20 protein-coding genes are annotated in these 23,489 nt (G+C 59.5%); 8 read left to right on the plus strand and 12 right to left on the minus strand.

The features are described from left to right. Positions 1-119 precede the first annotated feature (119 nt). Together VFG26_RS00580 and VFG26_RS00585 are read left to right on the plus strand one after the other, a co-directional pair. Positions 120-284: a hypothetical protein gene (locus tag VFG26_RS00580; protein WP_325021143.1), complete on the plus strand. Its 165-nt coding sequence runs from the start codon at positions 120-122 to the stop codon at positions 282-284. Further along, positions 281-1,735 carry an FAD/NAD(P)-binding protein gene (locus tag VFG26_RS00585; protein ID WP_325021145.1) on the plus strand — a complete coding sequence of 485 codons (1,455 nt, stop codon included), beginning with the start codon at positions 281-283 and terminating at the stop codon, positions 1,733-1,735. Before VFG26_RS00580 ends, VFG26_RS00585 begins: the two co-directional genes overlap by 4 nt. Before the next feature lie 26 nt (positions 1,736-1,761). Here VFG26_RS00585 and VFG26_RS00590 read toward each other — a convergent pair whose 3' ends face one another. From VFG26_RS00590 to VFG26_RS00600, 3 genes are all read right to left on the minus strand, one after another. Next, positions 1,762-2,103, minus strand: a complete 342-nt coding sequence (locus VFG26_RS00590; protein ID WP_325021146.1) for a hypothetical protein — start codon at positions 2,101-2,103, stop codon at positions 1,762-1,764. 171 nt (positions 2,104-2,274) lie between these two features. Beyond that, the gene (locus VFG26_RS00595; protein WP_325021148.1) at positions 2,275-2,805 is read right to left on the minus strand and encodes an MOSC domain-containing protein; all 531 of its coding nucleotides are present in this window, start codon (positions 2,803-2,805) and stop codon (positions 2,275-2,277) included. 93 nt (positions 2,806-2,898) lie between these two features. Then, the gene (locus VFG26_RS00600; protein WP_325021150.1) at positions 2,899-3,852 is read right to left on the minus strand and encodes a polysaccharide pyruvyl transferase family protein; all 954 of its coding nucleotides are present in this window, start codon (positions 3,850-3,852) and stop codon (positions 2,899-2,901) included. Positions 3,853-4,030: 178 nt separating this feature from the next. Here VFG26_RS00600 and VFG26_RS00605 point away from each other — a divergent pair, with 178 nt between their 5' ends. Both VFG26_RS00605 and VFG26_RS00610 read left to right on the plus strand, forming a co-directional pair. Further along, the gene (locus VFG26_RS00605) at positions 4,031-4,876 is read left to right on the plus strand and encodes a glycosyltransferase family 25 protein (protein WP_325021152.1); all 846 of its coding nucleotides are present in this window, start codon (positions 4,031-4,033) and stop codon (positions 4,874-4,876) included. Positions 4,877-5,049: 173 nt separating this feature from the next. Then, positions 5,050-7,635, plus strand: coding sequence for a TonB-dependent receptor (locus VFG26_RS00610; protein ID WP_325021154.1), 2,586 nt, complete (start codon positions 5,050-5,052; stop codon positions 7,633-7,635). A gap of 218 nt (positions 7,636-7,853) precedes the next feature. On the opposite strand, the gene VFG26_RS00615 is transcribed toward VFG26_RS00610, so the two are convergent. Continuing rightward, on the minus strand, positions 7,854-8,225 hold the full coding sequence (locus VFG26_RS00615; RefSeq protein ID WP_325021156.1) for a hypothetical protein: 372 nt from the start codon (positions 8,223-8,225) through the stop codon (positions 7,854-7,856). A gap of 297 nt (positions 8,226-8,522) precedes the next feature. Here VFG26_RS00615 and VFG26_RS00620 point away from each other — a divergent pair, with 297 nt between their 5' ends. Next, positions 8,523-9,251 (plus strand): DUF2076 domain-containing protein, encoded by a 729-nt coding sequence (locus VFG26_RS00620; RefSeq protein WP_325021158.1) that lies wholly within the window; start codon positions 8,523-8,525, stop codon positions 9,249-9,251. Positions 9,252-9,278: 27 nt separating this feature from the next. Here the strand turns inward: VFG26_RS00620 and VFG26_RS00625 are convergent, their stop codons facing one another. Then, positions 9,279-9,443, minus strand: a complete 165-nt coding sequence (locus tag VFG26_RS00625; protein ID WP_325021160.1) for a hypothetical protein — start codon at positions 9,441-9,443, stop codon at positions 9,279-9,281. A 279-nt stretch (positions 9,444-9,722) separates the two neighbouring features. Here VFG26_RS00625 and VFG26_RS00630 point away from each other — a divergent pair, with 279 nt between their 5' ends. Further along, positions 9,723-9,956 (plus strand): general stress protein, encoded by a 234-nt coding sequence (locus VFG26_RS00630; RefSeq protein WP_325021162.1) that lies wholly within the window; start codon positions 9,723-9,725, stop codon positions 9,954-9,956. Between the two features lie 69 nt (positions 9,957-10,025). On the opposite strand, the gene VFG26_RS00635 is transcribed toward VFG26_RS00630, so the two are convergent. From VFG26_RS00635 to VFG26_RS00665, 7 genes are all read right to left on the minus strand, one after another. Next, positions 10,026-10,463: a diacylglycerol kinase gene (locus VFG26_RS00635; protein ID WP_325021164.1), complete on the minus strand. Its 438-nt coding sequence runs from the start codon at positions 10,461-10,463 to the stop codon at positions 10,026-10,028. Positions 10,464-10,547: 84 nt separating this feature from the next. Beyond that, positions 10,548-11,969: a coniferyl aldehyde dehydrogenase gene (locus VFG26_RS00640; protein ID WP_325021166.1), complete on the minus strand. Its 1,422-nt coding sequence runs from the start codon at positions 11,967-11,969 to the stop codon at positions 10,548-10,550. A 359-nt stretch (positions 11,970-12,328) separates the two neighbouring features. Beyond that, on the minus strand, positions 12,329-13,579 hold the full coding sequence (locus VFG26_RS00645; protein ID WP_325021168.1) for a response regulator: 1,251 nt from the start codon (positions 13,577-13,579) through the stop codon (positions 12,329-12,331). Continuing rightward, positions 13,560-16,199 (minus strand): ATP-binding protein, encoded by a 2,640-nt coding sequence (locus VFG26_RS00650; RefSeq protein ID WP_325021170.1) that lies wholly within the window; start codon positions 16,197-16,199, stop codon positions 13,560-13,562. Before VFG26_RS00650 ends, VFG26_RS00645 begins: the two co-directional genes overlap by 20 nt. Then, a complete protein-coding gene (locus tag VFG26_RS00655) occupies positions 16,192-17,466 on the minus strand; it encodes a class I SAM-dependent methyltransferase (protein WP_325021171.1) in 1,275 nt (424 codons plus the stop codon). The genes VFG26_RS00650 and VFG26_RS00655 overlap by 8 nt, the downstream gene beginning before the upstream one ends. Positions 17,467-17,739: 273 nt before the next feature. Beyond that, a complete protein-coding gene (locus VFG26_RS00660; RefSeq protein WP_325021173.1) occupies positions 17,740-18,864 on the minus strand; it encodes a response regulator in 1,125 nt (374 codons plus the stop codon). A gap of 302 nt (positions 18,865-19,166) precedes the next feature. Then, positions 19,167-20,567, minus strand: coding sequence for a glutamine synthetase family protein (locus VFG26_RS00665; protein ID WP_325021175.1), 1,401 nt, complete (start codon positions 20,565-20,567; stop codon positions 19,167-19,169). Positions 20,568-21,067: 500 nt separating this feature from the next. Between VFG26_RS00665 and VFG26_RS00670 the strand changes: the two genes are divergently transcribed. Both VFG26_RS00670 and VFG26_RS00675 read left to right on the plus strand, forming a co-directional pair. Further along, complete coding sequence (locus VFG26_RS00670; protein WP_325021178.1) at positions 21,068-22,174, plus strand: polyamine ABC transporter substrate-binding protein; 1,107 nt, start codon at positions 21,068-21,070, stop codon at positions 22,172-22,174. A gap of 115 nt (positions 22,175-22,289) precedes the next feature. Beyond that, positions 22,290-23,486, plus strand: a complete 1,197-nt coding sequence (locus tag VFG26_RS00675; protein ID WP_325021180.1) for an ABC transporter ATP-binding protein — start codon at positions 22,290-22,292, stop codon at positions 23,484-23,486. Positions 23,487-23,489 lie beyond the last annotated feature (3 nt).

Genomic DNA, 23,489 nt, shown 5'->3' on the forward strand with positions numbered 1-23,489 from the left:
CTTAGCCTTCATAACTATTGCGGAAATTCTTCGTTAGGCCTCTGCAATGGTGGTGTTACGTTCTGCTTTCCCGAGAGATCAGAGAGTCTGGCTTAGAGCATTGAAATGCCGGTATCGGCATGAATTCTCGCGCTGTCGTCGCTCGTCTCCGCCATGAGGTATTCTACAGGTTGCCGGAATTGAATTTGCTGCCATTGCCTATCGCCGACCGCAAGCTGACGGCGAAACGTGCTTTCAACGCCGTGCTGCTCGCAGAGATCGCCGTGTGCGGCTTGCTCACATGAGCGGAGTTCCGAGACAAGTCACGGTCGCGATCGCTGGCGGCGGCTTTTCCGGCGCAGCGGTTGCCTATCATTTAGCGCTTCGCTGCTTGGCCGTTCGCATCGTCGTCTTCGAGCCGCGTCCTCATCTCGGCGCTGGGCTCGCCTATGGCGGAAGCGATCCGCAGCACCGCATCAACGTGCCCGCGCAAAAGATGAGCCTCATCCCGAGCGACGAAGCGCATTTTCGCCGGTGGATCGACGCGACGAACGCGACAGCCGGGGATGCGGACGCGGCGAGTAGCGAGGGCGATCTTTATCCGGGCCGGCAGGTATTCGGCAGCTATATGGAGCAGCAGCTGCGGCCGCTCCTCGCGCAAGGGGCCATCGAACATGTCCGGGAGCCGGTTACGGCGGTAACGAAGGATGGTGAGCGTTGGCTGGTACGTGGTGAGAACACCAGTGTTTCTGCCGATATTCTCCTGATCGCCACGACCCACCCGCCGCCAAGAGTGCCGGCCGTTATCGCGAATGCTTTGGGAGGGGATAGGCGATTGATCGCCGATGCGACGGCGCCGGAAGCGTTGGCGAATATCGAGCCCGGGGCAAACGTGCTGATCGTGGGGACGGGGCTCACGATGGCGGACGTCATTGCGACGCTCGACGCGCAGGGGCACCGGGGTCCGATCACGGCAATATCGCGCCGCGGCTTGCGCTCGCGTGGGCAAGCCCCAAGCCCTGTCGATCCATTCGGCATCTTCAACGAGCCGCTTCCGAAAACGGCGCCTGAGTTGTTGCGGCGGGTGCGTACGGCGGTGGCCGAGGCCGAAGGGCAAGGCGTGACGTGGCACGCTGTGCTCGATGCCGTGCGGGCGCAGGCGCGCTATTTCTGGCCGGCACTCCCGATCAAAGAGCGGCAGCGGATCGTCAGGCACTTGCGCGCCCACTGGGATGTGCATCGGTTTCGTATCGCGCCGCAGCCCGAAGCCGTAATCGATCGCCGTATCGCCGAGGGGTCATTGCTCATCGTCGCCGCGGGCGTCGATCAGGTTCTGAGCAGCCCGGATCATCTCGAGGTCGTTCTTCGTTTGCGGCGGACGCGCGAACGTATCGTTCGAACGTTCGATTACATCGTCACAACGACCGGGCCGGCGCATGGGGAGATCCTGTCATCGCAGACCTATCTCGCAGGACTGAAAGCGGCCGGGCACTTGGTGGAAGATCCCACGCACCTTGGCATCGCCTGCGATAGGGCCGCGCGTGCTCTTTCTTCCAGCGGCACGGCCGACGCCCGGTTGTTCATCGCAGGCCCGCTCGCGCGCGGGACCGTCGGCGAGCTCATGGGCGTGCCCGAGGTCAGCGAGTTTTGCGCTGTGCTCGCGGGAGAAGTGGCCGCTGAAGTAACCCGGTTGCAGAACGCGACCGGCGAAATGAGCGCCCGTTTGGGTCGTCAGCCATTAGCGGCTGACGGCTAGAACGCGCGCTGTGCCGCGATCGCGGATCAGGGGAGAAACGGGCAGTACAGAGGGCGGAAGCTCACGTCGCCGTCTTCGACGGCGAAGCCACGCCAGACCGGCAGATCGTTCGTGGGACTGCGTTCTTTCACGCAGCCGTGGACCGCAAGCGACGTCCACGATTGGACGCGTTCTTTGGCGACGCGCATGTCGGAGAAGACGGCGCTTGCCGGATTGGCGAGGCGGTTGCGGACTTGCTGCTTCGCTGCCGTGACCAGCCGGTCCTCGTGAGAGGGGATGAAGATGTAGGCGAATGCGGCGGCGGCAACGCCACCGCCGAGAAGCCAAGCCAAGCGCTGGGATTGCAAGTTTACGCGAGAAGAAGACACGAATTTTTCCAAGGGTTTAGAGACAGTCGTGGAGAACTTCACGACAGCAGCTGAGCGATTAAACGCCGGTAAAATAATGTGTTGAGTTTGGAAGCGTCGGCAAATTTGCAGGGCGAAGCGCGCCATGAACGCCGCTTGCCTAGCATTTGCAGCTCAAAAGTAAGACTTCAATCAGGAAGCTGGCTGCTGCTCCTGAGGGTTGCGTTCGATGCTGTCGCCGATCCGAATTGTGCCGCCCTCGACGATCCGCGCTGTGAGACCGCCCCGGCCGCGAACGGCGTTATAACCGCCAGGCCCGAGGTTCGCTTCCATTTGGCTGCAAGGGGCGCAATCGCCTGTTGCCTCAAGTAGGGTCGTGCCAATGCGGAAGCGTGAACCTTTCAAGGCTAGCAAATTGATGCCGCTGGTGACGAGGTTGCGCCGGAGAAGTTCGGGCGCGACGGTCTCCCTGCCGAGGAAGGAGGCAATCGCCGCGATGTCTTCGGCAGCGATCAGCGTGACCTGCCGCGGGCCGTTGCGTTGCGTGCGGTAACGGTCGCCTTCGATCCCCTGTTGCGCAACGAGGCTGGCCTCGCCCGGCATGATCATTGGCGCGCTGCGTGCGGGCCGCAGCCCGATCCAAACCAGTTTGCCCGGCGCCATGGGGCCGGCGAGGAGCTTTGCCAACATCGACTGCGGTGGCGGTGAACTCGGAGCTTTCATGGGAGCGACACCTCCGGGGTCAACGAAGCAGCACGCGGCGCAGCTGCCGCCAAGTGGCGCCAACTGCGCGAAGCTTGTCGAGACATAAGTTAGTCAGGATCGGGCAAGGCCCGTCAATCGCCGTGCGTGCTTTGCCAATCGCGCGAGCAGCGGCTTTCGCGAGGATGGCTGGTCAGCGATGTTCGCGCCGCCCGATTGTGTGAACGTGATGGAGGGAAAGCGCGCGAGGCTGTGAGCGTAGATTTCGCGGTTTTTGTTGTAGGAATTGTCGAGCAGCTCGCAACTTTTGCCAAGAAGCGCGCAACCGACTGCCACATGCAGCCGGTCGGTCACGACATGCTGCGTGACGGAGAGCGTTTTCAAGAAGCACCAGGCGCGGAGCTTTGAGATTTCCGCTTCGCCGACTCCGCCAAACGCGCGCGACAGATCAAGGTCGCTCTTCTGATTTGGCGAACGCGCTTCGCGATCTGTGCGCATGAGGCGCGCGACCGGCATGCCGGCAAGTTGGCCGAGGCTTACGCCGGCGCGCTCTAGGCCGGATCGAAGCAACGGCATTCCCGATGCATTGCACTTGGGGTCATCAAGGAACTCGCCGGCATCGCAGTGAAAAGCCATATCGTGACCGAGGCGGCAGTCGATCCTCGGATTGACGGCCGTGACGTGGTCCAGAGATCTCCTCTCGCGGCACCAGATCGTGGTGCGCGAATCGAGGCTTTCCAGTAGGGGGGCGTTGCCGCGGAGCGTATGTGGCAGGATGACGATCCGTGCGGCGGTGGAGCGGCATGCTGCAATCGATTGCTGCATGCCCTGATAGATGCCGACGAGATTCCCGCCGCCGGCCATGAAGACCACGCGGTCTTTGAAGTCCGCCTGGTCGTCCACAAGGCGCACATCGATGCCGGCTTTCGCCATTGCGGTGAGCGTAGACGCGAGAATGAGGCAGTCGCCATCGTTGCCCTCGTTGCGCACGAGAAAAACTTCCGTCCCGGCGAACTCTGCGAAAAACCGTTCAATATCCGCGCGGAGTTCAGGCAGTAGATCCGTCATCGAATTCCCGTTCAGTCACCGGTTGGTTACAGGCTTACGACCGGCCGGCATGCCCGGTTTTTTTCGCCCACTTATCGGTCGCTAGGTCAGGTTACCCCATGGCCAACAGGAGCGGTGATATGAAGGCCGGGATAACATCGCAACGGGTATAGCGACGCGGCGGCTGCTGCTGCATGGAGTGGTTGTCGAGTCTTCTTCGCGAGCGATCATGGACCAATATCGTACCCACCTCATGCCGGCCTTCTATATCAATCTGGACGAGGACATGGATAGGCGCGCGTTGCTCGAAGCCGAGCTTTCGCGCGCAGGCATTCAGGCTGAACGTGTGGCGGCGGTTCTCGGCCGTGCGGTGCCGGATTGGCTGCAGAGCTTCTATGATGAACGCTTGGCGCCCGGTGAGGTCGGATGTTCGGCGAGTCATCTGGTCATCTGCACAAACATCATCGAACGGCAGCTCCCTTACGCCTTGGTTCTCGAAGATGACGCGCGGCTCGCCAGCGATATGAAGGCGGTTATTCAGCGAGCCGTGGAATTGGCTCCGCAGGGTTGGGATATCATTCGATTAATTGAAACATCGAAGGATCGCGTCCAAGTATTGGCGGCAGTTGGAGAAGGCCGCAACCTCGTTCGTTATCTAAGAATTCCGCGCAGTACGACGGGAATGATCGTGAGCGCTTCGGGCGCAAGGAAACTTTTGTCACGCCGCCTCATCAAAGAGCCCATCGATGTAGAAATACGCTGGCCCTGGCAGCTCGGTCTCGATGTGTACGGAATTGATCCCCCGGTTGTTGAGCAAGCGAGTGAAAAGAGCCTGCCGACGACCATTCCCCATCGCAGCATGCCGCGGAAATACAATCAGCTCCGCCGTATGATTTTCAACATCCGGAAAATGGGGTTGTCCGAGTATTTGGCCTGCCGCTTCGGCTTAGGCCGCCGGGCAAACACACGGATCTTTCCTGCAGCGGGCGGGAATTTTTCCCGATTCCGCAACTTCGTTGCTCCAATGTCACTTATGCTCATCTAATGGCCGCATCGGGAAAAACTCGGGGCGACCAATCTATTGACCCTTCTTCCTAAACTCCGTTCCTTGTCCTGGGCAGTAGTCAGAGTCGTGATTACTGGGACGGGGTAAGCGCCGGACGTGACGCAGGGCAGCGTCAAGGAAAGCGCCAACAATAAAATAGGGGAAGTCAGGGGATGACTCGTGAGTTACTTGCTTCGGCAGCAGCCGTAGCGCTTTTGATCGGGGATTGGAGTCCTGCGCTTGCGCAGGATGCGGGTGGTACAACTCAGAGTCCTCCAGCGGCAGGCGAGAACCTTCCCGAAGTTCAAGTTATTCAGGAACAGCAGAAGGCGAAGCCGAAGCCCGTTACACAGAAGAAAAAGCCGCAACCTGCGGCTCCGGTTGCGGCGAGCGCGCCCCCGGCCGCCGTTGCAACTCCGGTGGAGGCGAATTTCGCCGAGCCCGTCGAGTCGAGCGTCGTGAAGATGTCGCCGATGGGCGGCAGCGAAATTCCGGTCAACAAGGTTCCGGGTAGCGTCTACCAGATGAACTCTTCCGATCTGAAAAGAGACGGAACAGTCATCGTTCAGGAAGCGCTTCAGACGCAGATTCCGGGTGTGATCATCGGGGATCTTCAGGGCAACCAGTTCCAGACGAACATCCAATACCGCGGCTTTGAAGCCTCGCCAGTGAACGGCGTCGCGCAGGGCCTCGCCGTCTATCAGAATGGCGTGCGGATCAACGAAGCCTTCGGCGACATCGTCAACTGGGACTTCCTGCCGTCGAACGCGATCAACAACGTCGCCCTCGTGACCGGCAATCCCGTGTTCGGTCTCAACGCGCTGGGTGGCGCTATTGTCCTCGATATGAAGGACGGCTTCAATTATCAGGGCGTGGAGATCGACACGCGCTTTGGTTCGTTCGGCCGCAAGCAGGTCTCGACCGAAGCCGGATATCGGAGCGGCAACTGGGGCATCTACGGCGCGTTCGAAGCCATCAATGATGATGGGTTCCGTGATTTCTCCGAGGCTGAAGTTCGCCGTGGCTATTTCGACCTTGGCGTCAAAGGCGACGGCGCGGAGTTCCACTTCAACTTCACGGGCGCGGACAACCATGTCGGCGTGACGGCGGCAGCGCCTGAGCAGCTTCTCGACATCAGCCGGCGCTTGACCTTTACCTCGCCGCAGACGTCCGACAACGAGATGCAGATGTACTCGTTGAACGGTAAAGTGCAGGCGACCAATACGCTGACCATCTCAGGCGCCACGTACTATCGCCACTTCAACCAGAAACATGCGGACGGGAACCTGTTCGAGGACCCGGGTGCGTGCGAGGATGACGCCAGTACGCTGTGCTCGGATGGGGAGCCGGTGTTCGTGTTCGATCCGGCCAATCCGGGGCAGCGTATCGCATTCAACCCCGACGTCGGCTACGGCTCGATCGACCAGACGTCGCAGAATGCTGATGGCTTCGGCATCAGCCTTCAGGCCACCGAGAGGGCCAGACTCTTCGGTCACGAAAACCAGTTCGTCGTTGGTGTCAGCTATGATCGTGGCAAAGTAGCCTATTCGGCGAAAAGCGAACTTGGCTACATGCAGCCGAAGTTCGTCGTCGACGGGACGGGCATCATCTTGGACGGCGAAGAGCTCTTCCCGCGTTCACTGACGACGACCAACGATTATTTCGGAGCGTTCTTTGCTGATACCTTCAATATTACCGATAAGCTCGCACTGACTGTCGGCGGCCGTTACAACTTTGCGCGCATCGAGATCGAGAACACAGGCGATTCCGAAAATGACGAAATGGAGAAGCTCAACGGTGTCAACAAGTACAACCGTTTCAATCCGACAGCCGGTTTGACCTATACGTTCAATCCGGGTCTCAACTGGTACGGTGGCTATTCCGAAGCGAACCGCGCGCCGACGCCTGCGGAAATCGCATGCTCCGACCCTGAAAATCCCTGCATCATCGAGAGCTTCCTGACGGCGGATCCGCCGTTGAAGCAAGTCGTCTCGCGCACGTGGGAAACGGGTCTCCGTGGCACGATCAACAACTGGAACGGTTCGCAGTGGGATTGGGGTCTCGGCCTCTTCCGCACCGAGAACTCCGACGACATCATGAGCGCTGCCTCGACGGAGACGGGCCGTGGCTACTTCCAGAACATCGGCACAACGCTGCGTCAGGGTGTGACGGCGAACATCGCCTACCGTTCGCAGCGCCTCTTCGCTTACGGTAACTACACCTACACGGACGCTACGTTCCAATCGAACATCCCGTACTTCCCGGCGCCCAACCATCCTGACGGTCCTGGCGTCTTCCCGTGCGGGGATGATGATGATGGTGGCGGTGATGGTGACGACGATGAAGAACTCCAGTGCACCTTTGTCCGCAAGGGCGACCGCCTCTCGGGTATCCCGGCGCACACTTTCAAGGCTGGCTTCGACTATTGGATGACGCCTAAGTGGAAAGTGGGTGCCGACGTGGTGGCTGCAAGCTCGCAGTTCTTCTTCGAAGATCAGGCGAACCTCTCGCGTCCGCTTCCGGGCTACGCCAAGGTCAACCTGCACACGTCCTACGACATCACCGAGAACATCCAGATCTACGGATTGTTCGAGAACCTGTTCGACAAGCGTTACTCGCTGTACGGCACCTACTTCAGCGTCGATGAAGCCAACGATCTGTCAGATCAGACGGGCGTCGAGTTCGACGAGGACAATCCGCGCACCGTCGTGCCGGGGATGCCATTCGCGGCCTACGGCGGCATCAAGGTCAAGTTTTAAGTCTTGGGTCCTCACCCCGGAAATGCGAAAAGCGGCCCTTGCGGCCGCTTTTTGTGTTTCAGGGGTTCACATTGTTGATCATGGGCACCAGCGCAGAGCAAACGCTCACGACGAGTACAAAGAGAAACCCTATCGCGACCTTGTCCATGAGAACCTCCAGCCTGTTGGTCTGACAGGACAGGGTAGCACTACTCTGCCGGAAAAGTTCCGGCTGAAGCTTAGGCCGCGTTGGCGGCTCTAGGCTCGAACCCGGACGATGCGGAAAGAGCGGCGAGGCGTTCGCTCGCCTGGGGCGTCGCTGCCGAGTGTGCAGGAAGCGCCGGGCCGATGGGTGCTTCCGGAAAGATCAGGGCATGCAAGGACGCAGTCCCATCTTCTGAGAGATCCAGAAGCCGGCGGACGCGCGTTTCTATATCGTTGAGCGATCCGGATGCGCCCTGCGAGAGTTCAAGCACCGCCATGGCGATTGCGGCTCGAAGTCTGTCGTTAGGATCGAGGGTCTGGCGCTTGCGGTCGACTTCGTCACGCAGGCGGAGATACAGATCTACAAGAACACTGCCGGGCAGGCCGCCCCAATCTTCGTTGCTCAAGGGCAAATCCTCACTCTGATACACCCACGTGGGCGAGCGGAAACGCGTGAGCCTGAGTTTTTGTTGCATTGCGTTGGCTCGCAGGCGCGCCCCTTGCGGGATCGGCCGTTCCTGACGGCTCCGCTTCGATCGCTGGTCTCGCAGGCCAATCTTTCCGCGGCTCTTTCCGCGGCTGGAGGCGGCGCAGCTCCCTGGAGGACTAAAAATTAATCTTGGGGCCCATGGCGTTCCACAATCCGGTTCCTACATCCGTCGCCAGAAGTTTCGTTGAAAAGCAAGGCAAGGGAGATTGGCCTCATGAACGCGGAAGAGAAGCAGCTCATAGAGGATCTGTTTGCGCGGCTCCGCAATTTCGGCGGCGTTGAGAAGGATCCCGAAGCCTTAATGCTCATTCAGGATCTGGTACGGCGCTCTCCGGATGCGCCTTACTATCTGGCGCAGACCGTCATCGTTCAACAGCAGGCCGTGGAACGGGCAGAGGTCCGTATTCGGGAGCTTGAAGACGCCCTGCGGCAACAGCAGCAGCAAGCGCCTCAGTATACGGGGCGCGGCGGCAGTTTCCTCGGAGGCGGATCGTCCGTCCCGCAAAGCGGGTCGCGGGACGCGCCGCCGTCGCAGCCGGGAGCGCCGGACGCGCCACGGCCTAGCTTTGGCCAAGCCGTTCAAGCCGGTCCGCAGCCCACCCAGTCCAACAGCCCTTGGGGTGCCGCGGCTGGTCAGGGTCGAGGCGGCGGCGGCTTCCTGCAGTCGGCCCTGTCGACGGCTGCCGGCGTGGCGGGCGGCGTGTTCCTCGCCAACAGCATCAGCAGCCTCTTCGGCGGCGGCAGCAGCGCGCAGGCCGGCACCGGCGCGGCGGATCAAAAGACCGCCGATCAGCTCCAGGATCAAGCGCAGGATGCTGAGGATGATCGCGATCAGGCGCAGCGCGACTTGGCTGACGCCGATCGCTCACAGGACGAGATGCAGGACGCCATGGACGATAGTGGCGACGACTACTGGGGCAGCGGCGACGACTTCGATATCTAGCTGTGCCGGCGCCGGCACAGGCGCCGCTCAACTGAAGTAATAAATACCGAGCCCCGCGATGGGGAGAAGAACGGCCGCGGCGAGGCCTGTCACAAAGACAGCGCGTTGCCACGGCTGCTTGAGGATGACTTCCCCCTGGGTCACTTGTTCCGGCGTGTAGATCCGTGGACGATTGCGATCGTTTTCTGCCATTTGCTTCCTTTGTAGACGTCGGCTCCTCGAGGTCTTCGAGAGTTTAACGGCCTCAGGGCAAGACGGTTGCGCGGCTTCTTTTCTGCGAAGCTCCGCTCGCGGATCATCCTTGCGAAATCGTCATGATCGCCGTTTAAGAATTCGCGGAACCGACCCGGCGAAGAGGTGTTCCTTTCACGTTGCCGCCGTCACCAGAGCGTGGCCGTGTTGTTAGCAACGATCACCTCGTCTCGATCGTTCGAGGCGCAAATTCCACTTCAAATAATAAGGTACGTCCACATGGCTCAAGAGGACAGAACATCAAAACGCGGCTTTGCATCCATGGATGCCGAGAAGCAGCGTGAGATCGCCCGTAAGGGCGGCGCAAGCGTTCCGGACCATGAGCGGAGCTTTTCGCGGAATCACGAGCTCGCATCTCAGGCCGGCCGTAAAGGCGGACATGAGAGCGGCGGAAATTTTCGGAATGATCCTCAGCGGGCGGCTGAAGCCGGCCGTAAGGGCGGTCAGCATTAATAGCGAAAAATCACTCAATCCTTGCGCAATTGGGGCCAGACGCGTTCATCGCATCTGGCCTTTTCCTTATCAGGTGGCGCGGGCCGCATTGGGTCCGTCGGCATACTGACCAGCCGTCAGCCAGTTTGGATTGAACCAGCGATCTGCTGGGCCGTCATAGGGCAACCGCGTAATGTCCCAATGGCTGACGTATCGCGCGTAGATGTCCCAAACCGGCGGGCCGCCTCCGATGTACACGACGCGGCCGGCGAACTGCTTGAGCGTTTCCTCAGGATCCATGTGCGAGCGTAAGACGAAGAGCGTGCGGTCCTTGCGCGCAAACTCCGGAACTGCGCCGATGGTCTTGGGGCCTGCCATCAAGACATGGCCTCGCGTGATATCGAAAAACCGCGCGACGTCGGCCACGTATTCAGGGTCGCGATTGCCTTCCCACGGCAGCTGTCCATTGAGGCCAAGCTGACCGGATTGCCCGATCGCGCAAATGACCCTGACCACTGTCTCCTGCATTCGAATTCCTTTTTCTGGTACTTCAGTTCCGCTGCGCCTCGAGGGATCAAGCGCGGCCGAATACATGCGATTTGGCAGGTAAAGTCATCTTTGAAAATAGCGGATGACCATATCTGTCGTCTTGTTGAAGGGCGGGTGCAGGATGCGGGCAAAATTCCACCTGCTCTGCTGGAAGACTCCCTTGGCGTGGCTCAGCGACTTGAAGCCCTCGTGACCATGGTAGGCGCCCATGCCCGACAGTCCGACGCCGCCGAATGGTAGATCGTCTTGGACGTAGTGCATCAAGGTATCGTTGATCGTTACGTTTCCGGAGGTCGTGCGCATCAGAATTTTTTGCTGATCTTCGCTGTTCTTGCCGAAGTAATAGAGCGCCAGAGGATGGGGCTTGCGATTGACGTAGCCGATCGCATCGTCGAGGTTCCGATAGGTCATCACAGGCAGTGCTGGCCCGAAGACCTCCTCCTGCATGATGGCCATGTCATCGGTGACGTTGAGCACAATGGCAGGAGCAAATTTGCGCGAATCTGAATTGCCAGCATCGGAGACTTCGATGATTTTTGCGCCCTTGTGCCTAGCATCATCGATGAGCTTCTGCAGGCGATTGTAGTGCTTCGCGTTGATGATGGACGTGTAGTTCCGGTCCGCCGCGCCACGCGGATAAAATTTTCGCGCAGTTGCATCGAAGGCTGCCACGAAGGCGGCGGCATCCTTTTCGTGCACGAAGGCGTAGTCGGGCGCGATGCAAGTTTGCCCGGCGTTTGCTAGCTTGCCGAAGGCAATGCTTGTCGCTGCCGCCTCAATATCGGCATCGGGTCCGATCAAGGCGGGTGACTTGCCGCCGAGTTCGAGTGTCAGCGGAACGAGATTGCCGGCTGCTTCCTTCATCACGGAGCGACCGACGCTGGTGCTGCCGGTGAAAATGAGATGATCGAAGGGCAGGCGTGCGAACGCTGCACCGGCTTCTGGTCCGCCGGTGACCACGGCTACCTGGTCCTCCGGAAAAAGCTCGCGCAGCATCGACCGGAGAAGCTCGCTGGTTGCGGGCGTCATTTCGGATGGCTTCAGCATGGCGCGATTGCCGGCGGCGATGGCGGTGGCGAGCGGGATGAGCGCGAGCGATACCGGGTAGTTCCAAGGCGAGATGATGCCGATGACACCGAGTGGCTGATAGACGACTTTGGTGCGTCCAGGGCGGAAGTGCAGGGCGACGCGGCGGCGCTCGGGGCGCATCCATTTCGTCAAATTGCGGCGGAGATAGTTGATCGTCTGGACGATCGGGTTGATCTCCATGATCCGCGTTTCGTAGGGAGCCCGGTAGCCGAAATCCTTGCTCACGGCAGCTTCGATGGCGGTCTGGCGCGCCAATAGCGCCTGCTTCAGCTTGGCCAAGTCCGCTCGCCGTGCCGCCGCTGACGGTGGCCCGTCGTTTAAAAACGCTGCGCGCTGCTTGCTGAAGATGCCGGTAAAGAGAAAGCCATCATCCTTCACCCATACATGAGCCGTCATCCGATTATCTCCTGACGCGGGCAGGCGTTAACGAAGGCTGGAAGCAAGCGCGATGTCCTCCCCGTCAACACATGTCATTCCCGGCAATTTGGTTCCTTTTCGTGGCGACCTGTTCCTAGGGGCCATACCTTCGCAGCAATCTCAAGCGGGGTGCGGGGAAAACGCACAGGAGCTATGTGCGGGCGAAAAAGGACAGCATTTCTAAGGTGCCGCCGTGGCGGGGCGACAAATGCATTAAGAGCGCAGCCATGCGCCATCGGCCACTTGAACGCCGCCGGGATGGTTGCCTATTTTGAAGAGCTTAGGCTTGCCGCGGGAAGAACTCGCGGCTTAACCTATGATGGTCGCCCCGTGGTCGTTCAGGCCGCCATTTCGAGCGTGCCCAGCACCCACTTCTCATATTCGTCGCTCAGATCCTGCAGCCACTGCTTCGGCAGTGCATTGATCTTGCGGGCGCCGGGGCGAGTGCGCGTGGGCAGTGTGACGTGGACTTCCTTGTAGCCGTTCTCCATTGGCGGCGAACTGATGGTGCCACCCATGTGGCCGATGGCGAGCGTTGCTTTCAAGTAATCACTCGCCCGCTTCGGGGCCGTATGCAGCGGCGCTGTAAACAGCACGCAATCCTGCATCGAACGGTGGGGTTCGCAATTGCGGACTTCGAGATGGATGGCGACGTCGTCGTGATCGCCGCTGGCCGCATCTTGCGAGACGTTGACGAGCAGGGTGCTGCCCGTCGCGGCCCACTGGCTCATAGGTCCGAGAAGGCGTGTCATGATCTCGCTTATCGCTGACGGATCGGCGAAAACAATCATCGGTCGCGGAGGGGCATTGATCACGACCTGGTTGGCGCCGAGGTCCTTGTTGATGGCGTCGGCGCAGTCCTTGAGCGTTGCGATCAGATCAACTTCGCCAGCCTGCCTGTCGGCGAGCAGCGGCGGCTTCGTCAGTTCCGTGGAAAGATCGACGGCGCGCTGGGTTTCTTCAACCGGAATGCGCCAGTGATCGCGAATTCGCAGCTGCGACCAGACCTTCTGCGCCGATGGGCGCCAGGAGGTCTCGGCGATCGCGTCTTTCAAGTACTGATACATCGTGAGCGGCGCGTTGTTGTAGGGCAGCAAGCCGGACAACATCGCGAGGTCGTTCATGCGATCGCGCAACAGGGTACGATGCAGCGCGCTGAGCTTATCGCGCAGAAGCATGTCGTATTCGTTTTTTAGAAGGTAGAACGTGATCGCCTGCTCGATTTCGGCTTCGAGCACGCGCAGGTCCCAAGGCTTCGAAATATAGCGAAGGATCTCGCCTTTGTTGACCGCATCGATGGCGCTGTCGAGATCGGCGTAGGCCGTCGTCAGCATGCGAATGATATCGGGGCGCTCGTTACGGATGCGGTTCAAAAGGCTGACGCCGCTGCGTCCGGGCATGCGCTGGTCCGAGATGACGAGCGCGATATTGTGATTGCCGGAGAGAATAAGGGATTCGGCTTCGTCGGCGCTTGTCGCCGTCAACACGTCATACTTCGTGCCGAAGGCCTTTTTGAAGTATTTGACGGCCTGCGGCTCGTCGTCGACGATCAGGATCTCGACGGGCTGATCAGTACGAAAGGACTCCATGGAAGACCTGGTTCTCTTTGTCCGACGCGATCGGGAGGTTGAAACGGAACTCCGTCCACTCTCCAAGACTACTCTTAACACTCAGTGAACCACCGTGGTTGGCGATGATGCGATGGCTGACCGCGAGGCCGAGCCCCATGCCTTCGCCCACGTCTTTTGTCGAGAAAAACGGGTCGAAAATCTGATTTTGGATCTTGGGATCGATGCCCGTACCATTGTCTCTTACTGAGACAATCAGTTCCTCGCCTTCAATAACCGACGTGATGGTGATCTCTGGTTTGCGTTCCTCTTCAATCGCGCGGACCGCCGCGACGGCGTTGACGATGAGGTTGACGAGCACCTGAGCGATGGTCGACTGCGAGCCGACGACCGTCCCGTTGGGGGCATCGTGTCTCGTGATCGTGATGCCCTTCTGGACGTGCGCGGTGAAGCGCAGCGCATGGTCGATGGCCGCTTCCATTTGAAATGGGCGCGGATGCTCGGGCCGGTGCGGAGCGGTGAAACCTCTGAGGTCGGTGACGACGCGGTGAATGCGCTCATAGCCGGCCTGGATATCCTTCAGGGTGTCGGCCGTATCGGGGTCGGCCTGGACAGTCGGATCCCGGGCGGCGAGTTGGAGCGCTGTTCCCATGAAGTTCAGCGGATTGCCGATTTCGTGCAAGAGGCCGGCGGCCATCGTGCCGAGCGCGCTGAGGCGAGCATTTTGGACGAGGGCCGCCTCGGTCTCACGAAGCTGCTGCAGGCTTTGCTTGAGTTCGGCGTTCGTCCGATGCAGATCGGCTTCGAGCTGGGCGGCTCTGATCAGGTTGATGATGCGCGAGCGCACTTCCAAGCCGCTGAACGGCTTGATGAGGAAGTCATCGGCGCCATGTTTCAAAGCTGTGATCTTGGCATCTTCGTCGGCTCTAGCGGTCAAAATGATGATTTTGATGGACCGCGTCTCGGCTCTTTCCTTGAGTGAGCGGCAGACTTCAAGCCCCGTAACGCCCGGTAACATGACGTCGAGCAGGATGAGATCGGGCTTTTGTTCTCTGGCCTTCTCGAGCGCGGTAATGCCGTCGGGCGCTTCGATGATGCGATAGTTCTCGCGGAGCATGGAGACCAGATAGCGGCGCATATCCGGTTCATCATCGACCACGAGGAGGAGAGGGAGATCGCGGCGATCGTCTTGCTGCTGAAGATCGCCGGTTTTCGCAACTACCGGCGTTGCGTCGTCGCCGACCAAGATGGCCCGGGCCGAGGCTTTCCGATCGAACGCGCGCAGCGGATCGTCGGCTAATCCATCCGGCTTTTCATCCGAATTTCTCATATCGATTTGCGTAACCTGTAGGGCATGAGGAAAACGTAAAACGAAAGTGGTGCCGCGGCCTGAATCGCTCGTTGCTGTGACGTCACCGCCGTGGCGCGTGATCAGTTCGCGGACGAGGGCGAGGCCAAGGCCCAAGCCTTGGTGCCGGCGCGTAGCGGAGCCATCGACTTGGTAGAAACGATCGAAAATATGGGGGAGCTGCTCGGCCGGGATGCCAATGCCGGTGTCGGAAATCTTGATCGTCACCATGTCGCCTTCACGCCCGGCCGAGATATCGATGCGGCCGCCGGGTGGCGTGAACTTGATCGCATTGGCGATGACGTTGCTGATGATCTTTTCGAGCGCGTCGGGATCGGCATCGATCAGCAGGTCGCCTTCGGGTTCAGCTAGCTCGAGGTTGACGCCCTTCAGCGACGCGAGATGCTTCATTGAAGAGGTGGTGTGCTTCATGAAGTGCGCCATGTCGACGGGCTTCTTGGACAGCGTGGCGCGCCCTTCCTCCAGACGAATGAGGCTCAAAATGTCGTTCACGAGCCGCAGGAGGCGCAGCGCGTTGTTCTCGATGACCCCGAGGAGTTGATCCGCTGATGGGCTGATGGCTGCCACTTCATTTTTCAGCCGTTCAACGGGCGCCAAGATGAGCGTCAGAGGTGTTCTCAATTCATGGCTGACGTTGGCGAAGAACTGCGATTTCAGGCGATCGAGGGCGGAGAGTTCCTGGTGCTGGGAAGCAAGCTTGAACTTCAAGCGGAATTCGTTGAAGCGGCGGCGATAATTGAAGTGCACGGCCGTCACTGAAATGATGCACGTCAAGACAAGGAAGTAGAGGTTGTTCAGCAGTGTTTTCGTCGTCGCTGCAGCGTCAGGCGCCTGCAGGCATGCGATGATGTAGATGCCCAGCGTCGATATACACAGGAGTGCGGCTTCGAACGGCTGCATCGGCGCCAGCACGCCCACGGCAAAAAGTATGAGGAAGAGCCCGTTGTAGTAGGTGGAGTTCGCGCCGTCGGTGATGCCGATCATCACCGAGATCGAAGCGACGGCGATGAGCAGGCCCGCCATTGTCAGGTAGCGAACGTGGGCGGCGGTCTTGTCCCAGAAGTGCAAGGCGTAGATGACGGCAATCAGCCCCGCAGCAGCGAAGCGGATGACCGTCAAAGTCGTGAGCTGATCGTAATAGCTGATGCGATCGAGGGCGTAACCCGCCGGGATCAGAACGATGCCAAGGATGCACGCGACCTTCGACTGCCGCAGCCGAAGCTCTTGCTCTTCAGCCTCGAAGGCGCGCCGAAGGTCGTTCTTGTCATCCATGCCGTAAGACGGTGGGTTTATCTATCTCAAGAAAGACGTTGATACCCGTCTCATCTGTATAAATCTTTAGCGGCCCAAGATCTGGAGCGAGGCGAACCATATCGGACTCGTCCCGCAGGACCAGGTGCCACTCCATAATATGTTCCATCAAACCTTTCACAGGGTTTGACGAATGGACGTTCGTCACGATGACGCGGCCGCCGGGTTCGCACCATTGGTGGAAGAGGCGTACCAGTTTGGTGCAGACGCGATCAGACAAGTAATCAAAGAGGCCTGCGCAGTAGATGATGTCGTAGGTCTTGGCCGCCTCAGGGAGTTCGATGGCTTGGCGCAGCAGATCCTGGACGGTCTTCAGGATGTAGGTGACGTTCGGCCCTTCTTCGTTGCCAGCTGTGGCGGCTTCGATCTGGCGTTTCGCGTAGGCTAGCGTTTCGGCATTGAAGTCGAGAAGATCGAAGGTGAAGCGGTGCGCTTCCTTGTTCTTGGACAGGAAGAGCTGGAGTTCCTGCACCGGCCCGCAGCCGACGTTCAAAATTCGGACCTGCTTGTTCGCTGCAGCCGCTTCCTCGGCAGCCTTGTCGAGCATTTTGCCAAGCATATAGATGCGGTTGCGGTGCGCTTCGGGGGGGCCCCCGTTCAGCAGCCAATCGTTGATGATCTGGCCGTAGGTGGTCTTTCCACGACGCTCCTTGCGGAACATCATGTTCACCATCTCATAGTCGCCAGCGTAGCCCAGAGGCTTGGAATAGACTCGGTTGAAGAATGGGGAAGCCATCATCAACGGCAAAAGATCCCGTTGCGCCAGTTGCTTATGATTCTCGACCTCATCGACCTCGAGTTCGCGGCAGGCTTCCTCTAGTTCGAGAAAAAGCTGCGTTAGACGCGGCATCACCGGCGCCTTGATCTCTTCATAGTGGGCAGTGTCGAGCAAGCCGTGGCTGCCTGAGGGTTCGCCCTCGACCGCCAAATCGACCTGGTCCAGCCAGAAGCTAAGATCGCTCAGAAACGACCTGAGGTCGGCAACTTTGAGCTGGTAGTTGGGCTGGAGCTTGTTGGCACGGTCCCATTCCTCGACGAAGCGGCCGACTTCGGCTCCAAGACCGGCCGGGTCGGAGATGATCGTATCGACCGAGGACCACTGGTTGACCAGCGTTGCCGAGACGACAACCAGAATGCTGGTCGCGACAATGCCGGTTACGACCGCATCGCCTTGATAGACGAGGTTCTTGCCGCGCCGCACCTTGAGGTCGCTTAGGACCTCGCTCATCTGGACGGGAGAGAAGGGATTATAGATTTCAAAAACGATATTCCGCCGTGAGAGCTTGCTCAGCGTCCCGCGAAAAACCGTGCCCTGACTACTCCTAAAAGAAACTGTGCGATCAATATCCCGTTCGATGCGCAAGGGGACTGCTCCATAACTGAACGACGCCCAAAGTGGATAACAAAGATTATCACAGTGGTTCAGTTTGGCGCGGTGGAATTTAGAAAGGGTTTAGATGAATCTAGTTCATCTAAGGTCTTAGAAGTTACACTGGCCGGATTATGCCTTAGGAAGGCACATTGTGAGCGTCGATTTGCCCAAGGCTTTGTCAGTAGACGACAAAAGTTCGCCTCCGAAGGCCCATAAGGCGCAGCGGACTGTTCGCCAAGTCTCATTATTCTCCAAAGCGGGGGCTCCGCGATCCGATGTCGCGGAGGTGATCCGGACTTCATTATGACCGGCTGCGGAAACTAATTCTATCGATGGGAAAGTGCCGGGGTTACTCGCGGAGGGCCGTGTACCGCCACGCAGCAAATTGGTGAGAACGAATTTCATAATTTCGCGCGGCATAGCGTAGGGGAAGTCTTGGCCGGCGGGTGGCTGGACGAGGGCATCTCCAGATGCGGGGACGAGGGCCTGCTCGGTGACTTCGCAGATCGTGTCTGCCATGGACGACGTCGGGGTCACGGCGGGATCGGCAAGGCTGCGGGCGAGGTTGCCGATCGAGTTTGCAAGTGACCGGCAATGCTCTACGTCGCGGCGTATCTGTGCCGCAGATGCTGCGATTTTGCCCAGGCGGAGCCTCGAGGCCCAGGCTCCAAGAAAGGACGTCGCGACGGAAGGCGAGGGATCCAGCGCGCCCGGCTGGCTGAATTCAGCGAGAAGCCCGGCCTCCTTATCCAGCGATTTCAGGGGTGCATCGAGGCCATTGGCGAGAATGGCCAGCAGCGCGAGGTTGGCGCTTTCGGCATCGCCACCGGCGCTCGGACCGATTACCGGTTCGGCCAGGGCGGCCGCCGACCTCTCGGCATGGAGAGCGTCCTCCATGGCCGCGCATAATTCATCGAGGTCCCAGGGTTTGGGCACGAAGCGGTAGATCGCTGCCGCGTTGATCGCCTGTTGAAGATTTTCGGTATCAGCGTAGGCGCTCGTCAGTACGCGGATCGTTGAGGGCCACGATTTACGAACCTCGCTCAGAAATGACACGCCGCTCTCCCGCGGCATGCGTTCGTCGCTCACGACGACGGAGATATCGTTGCCGGACTTCGCCAGGATTTCCATTGCCGCTTCGGGGCTACTGGCGGTCACGACGTTTGCGTATTTTCCGACCGAGCTTTTGAAATATTTCAGCGAAAGCGGCTCGTCATCGACGAAGAGAATCGTTTCGCTTTTTCTGTCAGCCAAGGTTTCCGCCTTCGTCATCGAAAGAATCCGCGTCCTGTCCGAGATGCGAAATGCATGCTCGAGGCGCGGGGTCGCCCGCCCGCGTGGCTACTTTTGCTCTGGCCTATTTGAAATCAATCCAAGATTGGCTGAAAATTCGAACTTGTTTGGGAGCAGTATTAAGAATTTATGACCGAAGCAGGCATTTAGGGACGAAAATGCCCGCATCTGGGGACTGCGTTTCAATAACAGCAGGCCGCTTGAATATACGAAGTGCGCTGATAGTAGACCGGCGGGCGCCAAGACCGCCGGTCCAAGATGCCTTAGACGCTGAGCAACAGATGCTCGCGCTCCCATGGGCTGATGACGCGCATGAATTCTTCAAACTCGCTGCGTTTCAAGGCCAGATACACGTGGCAGAAGCGTTTGCCCAAAATGTCGTGCAGCGCTGAGTTCTCCTCGAAATCGGTCAGGGCTTCGAGAAGGCCGCGGGGGAGCTGATGGTCGTTGCGATAAGCATTACCTACGACTGCCTGCCGGGGCTCCAGGTCATTCTTCATGCCGAGATAACCGCAGGCGAGGCTGGCTGCGAGCGCAACGTAAGGATTTGAATCGGCGCCGGCGAGCCGGTTTTCAACGCGACGCGCCGAGGTCGGAGAAATCGGCACGCGCAATCCAGCGGAGCGATTGTCGTAACCCCATTCAACGTTGATCGGTGCGGCGCCGTTCGGCACGAGGCGGCGGTAGGAATTGACGTAGGGTGCGATCAGACACATCGCAGCGGGCAAGTAAGCCTGCTGGCCGGCAAGGAAGTTGAAGAACAGCTTGCTCGGCTCGCCATTCGCCTGCGTGAAGATGTTCTTGCCGGTCTTTGCGTCGACGACGCTCTGATGGACGTGCATGGCGCTACCCGGCTCGTTGGCCAAGGGCTTCGCCATGAATGTCGCGTAGCAGTTCTGAGCAAAAGCCGCCTCGCGGATCGTCCGCTTGAAGAGGAAAACCTGGTCGGCGAGATCGACCGGGTCGCCGTGCAGCAGATTGATTTCAAGCTGCGCCGCGCCGCCCTCCTGGATGATCGTATCGATCTTCAGATACTGCCGCTCGGCGAATTCATAGATGTCATCGACGATCTTGTCGTACTCGTCGACCGCGCCGAGGCTGTAAGCTTGGCGGCCCGCGCCTGGGCGGCCAGACCGGCCCATCGGCGGCTCAAGCGGATAGTCGGGATCGGGGTTGGTCTTCGTCAGATAGAATTCGAGCTCGGGCGCGACGACGGGCACCCAGCCTTCCTTCGCGTAAAGATCGACGACGCGTTTCAGCACGTTGCGGGGCGCGATCTCGACCGGGTCGCCGCTCTGCCATTGGGCGTCGTGGATGACCTGTGCCGTCGGGCTCGAGGCCCAGGGGGCAGGTCGGATCGTCGAGAGATCCGGCACCATCATCAGGTCGCTTTCGGCGTAGAGTTCTTGCCCGTCCTCTTCAAAGCCGACGTAGTCGCCCGTTATCGTTTGGTGGAAGATCGAGATCGGTAAGTGAACAGGCCCGAGCTTAACGAATTTCTCGGCCGGCATGGTCTTACCGCGCGCCACGCCAGCGATGTCGGGCACGGCACAGTCGACTTCCTCGATGCGGTGCTGGCGCAGCCAATCGCGCAGCATTTCGGGCGTGGAGCCGACACCGAAGTCGCCGTCTTCGCTTAGGATTCGTGCGGTCGGGGTATTCATAAGGACACCTGGGTGATTGCTTTGGTCGTTTTGGTCTTGGCGGCGCGCTGGCCGGAGCGATGGATGGAATGCTTCATGTTTGCCGAGACGCCGGGCCGGGTACGCGGCCGGTCAAGGCTATGCTCCTTGCCTCTAGCGAGACGTCAGACACGATGGATGCGAGTTCGAAGGTGCAACAGACTTAACCTGCCGGGTGAGGGGACCTCAATAGCCGCGACGAAGCATGGGTCTATCCGCCTTCGTTAAGTCTCAAAAAGCCATTGCCTAAGGCGGCAGCGTGCTGACCTGAGAACGCGCAGTTTAGTTTGCGGATTATAGGCTTTTGCGTGCCCGGCCGCCCCTAACATTTTCCAATTAAGTCCGTTGTGCTTCGAAATTTAAGCGAGCAGTATGGTGGATGTTGAGCAAAGCGCGGAGTTAGCGGCGGTTTGCTACGTTACGGAATTAACCGCAACGCCATCGCCGCCTCCGCCGCTGTACCGGGTCTGGAGGGTTTCTGAATGAGGGTTGGAAAAGTGGTGCGTCGCGCCGCGTGTTCTGTCGTGCTTGCTATGGCGCTGGTGGCGCCGATGGCGCAGGCGGCAGAGAAGGTCGTCAAAGTCTACAACTGGTCGGACTACATCGATCCTGAGATCCTCACGGATTTCACGAAAGAAACGGGCATCAAGGTCGTCTACGACGTTTTCGACAGCAACGAAGTTCTTGAGACGAAGCTGCTGGCCGGCGGTAGCGGCTACGACATCGTCGTGCCGACGGGATCGTTCCTGTCACGGCAGATCAAAGCGGGCGTCTTTCAGAAACTCGACAAGTCCAAGATCCCGAACTTCGCCAACGCATGGCCTGACGTTTACAATCGCGTCGCTCAGTATGATCCAGGCAACGAGTACGCGATGAACTGGATGTGGGGCACAACGGGCGTCGGCTACAACGAAGCCAAGATCAAAGAGCGTATGCCGGATGCACCCGTCGACTCTCTCGACATGATCTTCAAGCCCGAGATTGCCGCCAAGTTCAAGGATTGCGGGATCTATGTGCTCGATTCACCGGAAGACGTTCTGCCGGTGGTGCTGAACTATCTCGGACTCGATCCCAACACCACGAAGGAGGAGGACTTCAAGAAGGCCGAAGAGGTGATGATGAAGATCCGGCCTTACATCAAGAAGTTCCACTCGTCCGAATACATCAACGCGCTGGCCAACGGCGACGCGTGCATGGCGCTGGGCTGGTCGGGCGATATTCTTCAGGCGGGCACGCGCGCGGAGGAAGCCAAGAACGGGCAGGTGATCAAGTACAACATCCCCAAGGAAGGCACGCAGATGTGGTTCGACATGATGGCGATCCCTGCGGACGCCAAGGATGTCGAAGAAGCCCATATCTTCCTCAACTATCTCAACCGGCCCGAGGTGATGGCCAAGGCGTCGAACTACATCCAGTACGCCAACGGCAACCTCGCCTCGCAGAAGGATATCGATGAGAGCGTCCTGAAGAATCCGGCGGTCTATCCGGACCCTGAGACATTCAAGAAGCTGTACGTCAAAACCGCTTGGGACAACAAAACTCAGCGGATCGTCACACGAACGTGGACACGCATTACGACTGGGCAATAACCAAGAACCGCGCCAGTAAAATCCTGGCGCGGTTTTTTCTTTCATGCTTCGCTCTCCCGCAGGGAGCGCTCTTCCGAACTTAAGCCACTCTGCAAACTGCTCTAGGACCTCGATCATGAGTGTTGTGACTGCACGCGATTCACAGGCGAACAATGCCTCTTCGCAGCGTGCGGGACGTCGAACCGCCGCACCGCAGTCGGGCTTTGCGCCTTGGAAAAATCCGAACCTGCCGCCGATCGTTCGCTTCGAGGGCATCACGAAGCGGTTCGACGATTTCGTCGCAGTGAACGATGTGACGCTCGACATCTATGAGCGTGAGTTCTTCGCGCTTCTGGGTCCTTCGGGCTGCGGAAAGAGCACGCTTCTGAGAATGCTGGCGGGTTTCGAGCGGCCGACGCAGGGCAAAACAATCGTGGCGGGCCAGGACATTACGGACCTGCCGCCCTATCAGCGCCCCGTCAACATGATGTTCCAGTCCTACGCGCTTTTCCCGCACATGACGGTTGAGGCCAACATCGGCTTTGGCTTGCGCCAGGAGGGGATGCCCAAGAAGAACATCGCCGAGCGCGTCGACGAAGCGATGGGCATGCTGGAGCTCCGGCCGTTCGCCAAACGCAAGCCGAACCAGCTGTCCGGCGGGCAGCAGCAGCGCGTGGCGCTGGCGCGTGCGATCGCCAAGAAGCCGCGCATCGTACTGCTCGACGAGCCGCTCGGCGCGCTCGACAAGAAGCTGCGCCAGCAGGCACAGTTCGAGCTGATGCACATTCAGGAGACGACGGGCACGACCTTCATCATCGTCACGCACGATCAGGAAGAAGCGATGACGGTCGCAAGCCGCATTGCCGTCATGGAGAAGGGCGTGCTCGTTCAGGTCGCGACCCCCGGGGATATCTATGAAAATCCGAAGACGCGCTACATCGCCGGCTTCATCGGCGACGTGAACATTTTCGAGGGGACGGTCGCTGCGATTAACGAAGGCTGCATCGAGATCAACGCGAAGGACGGCTATCAGTACAAGACGCGCAGTTCAGAGCCGGTGACGGTCGGCCAGCAGGTATGGCTGGCGCTCCGGCCCGAGAAGATCCGTATCTCGCATGAGCAGCCCTCCAGCACCGTCAACGTCATCCCGGGCAAGGTCGAGGACATCGGCTATCTCGGGTCGATCTCGCATTACCATGTGCGCACGGCGCCCGGCGAACGGATCACGGCGCTGCGGGCGAATTCTGCACACACCGTCGAGCGGCCGATCAGCTGGGAAGATAATGTCTGGCTCGACTGGCCGATCGACGCGGGCGTGGTTTTGACGGGCTGAGGC

Origin of the sequence: Hyphomicrobium sp. (assembly GCF_035687085.1) — a bacterium.
GTDB lineage: Bacteria > Pseudomonadota > Alphaproteobacteria > Rhizobiales > Hyphomicrobiaceae > Hyphomicrobium_B.

Coding starts and splice junctions, on each gene's coding strand:
- VFG26_RS00580 (WP_325021143.1), top strand. CDS start 120: ATGAATTCTCGCGCTGTCGTCGCTCGTCTCCGCCATGAGGTATTCTAC.
- VFG26_RS00585 (WP_325021145.1), top strand. CDS start 281: ATGAGCGGAGTTCCGAGACAAGTCACGGTCGCGATCGCTGGCGGCGGC.
- VFG26_RS00595 (WP_325021148.1), bottom strand. CDS start 2,805: ATGAAAGCTCCGAGTTCACCGCCACCGCAGTCGATGTTGGCAAAGCTC.
- VFG26_RS00600 (WP_325021150.1), bottom strand. CDS start 3,852: ATGACGGATCTACTGCCTGAACTCCGCGCGGATATTGAACGGTTTTTC.
- VFG26_RS00610 (WP_325021154.1), top strand. CDS start 5,050: ATGACTCGTGAGTTACTTGCTTCGGCAGCAGCCGTAGCGCTTTTGATC.
- VFG26_RS00620 (WP_325021158.1), top strand. CDS start 8,523: ATGAACGCGGAAGAGAAGCAGCTCATAGAGGATCTGTTTGCGCGGCTC.
- VFG26_RS00625 (WP_325021160.1), bottom strand. CDS start 9,443: ATGGCAGAAAACGATCGCAATCGTCCACGGATCTACACGCCGGAACAA.
- VFG26_RS00630 (WP_325021162.1), top strand. CDS start 9,723: ATGGCTCAAGAGGACAGAACATCAAAACGCGGCTTTGCATCCATGGAT.
- VFG26_RS00635 (WP_325021164.1), bottom strand. CDS start 10,463: ATGCAGGAGACAGTGGTCAGGGTCATTTGCGCGATCGGGCAATCCGGT.
- VFG26_RS00640 (WP_325021166.1), bottom strand. CDS start 11,969: ATGACGGCTCATGTATGGGTGAAGGATGATGGCTTTCTCTTTACCGGC.
- VFG26_RS00645 (WP_325021168.1), bottom strand. CDS start 13,579: ATGGAGTCCTTTCGTACTGATCAGCCCGTCGAGATCCTGATCGTCGAC.
- VFG26_RS00650 (WP_325021170.1), bottom strand. CDS start 16,199: ATGGATGACAAGAACGACCTTCGGCGCGCCTTCGAGGCTGAAGAGCAA.
- VFG26_RS00655 (WP_325021171.1), bottom strand. CDS start 17,466: ATGAGCGAGGTCCTAAGCGACCTCAAGGTGCGGCGCGGCAAGAACCTC.
- VFG26_RS00665 (WP_325021175.1), bottom strand. CDS start 20,567: ATGAATACCCCGACCGCACGAATCCTAAGCGAAGACGGCGACTTCGGT.
- VFG26_RS00670 (WP_325021178.1), top strand. CDS start 21,068: ATGAGGGTTGGAAAAGTGGTGCGTCGCGCCGCGTGTTCTGTCGTGCTT.
- VFG26_RS00675 (WP_325021180.1), top strand. CDS start 22,290: ATGAGTGTTGTGACTGCACGCGATTCACAGGCGAACAATGCCTCTTCG.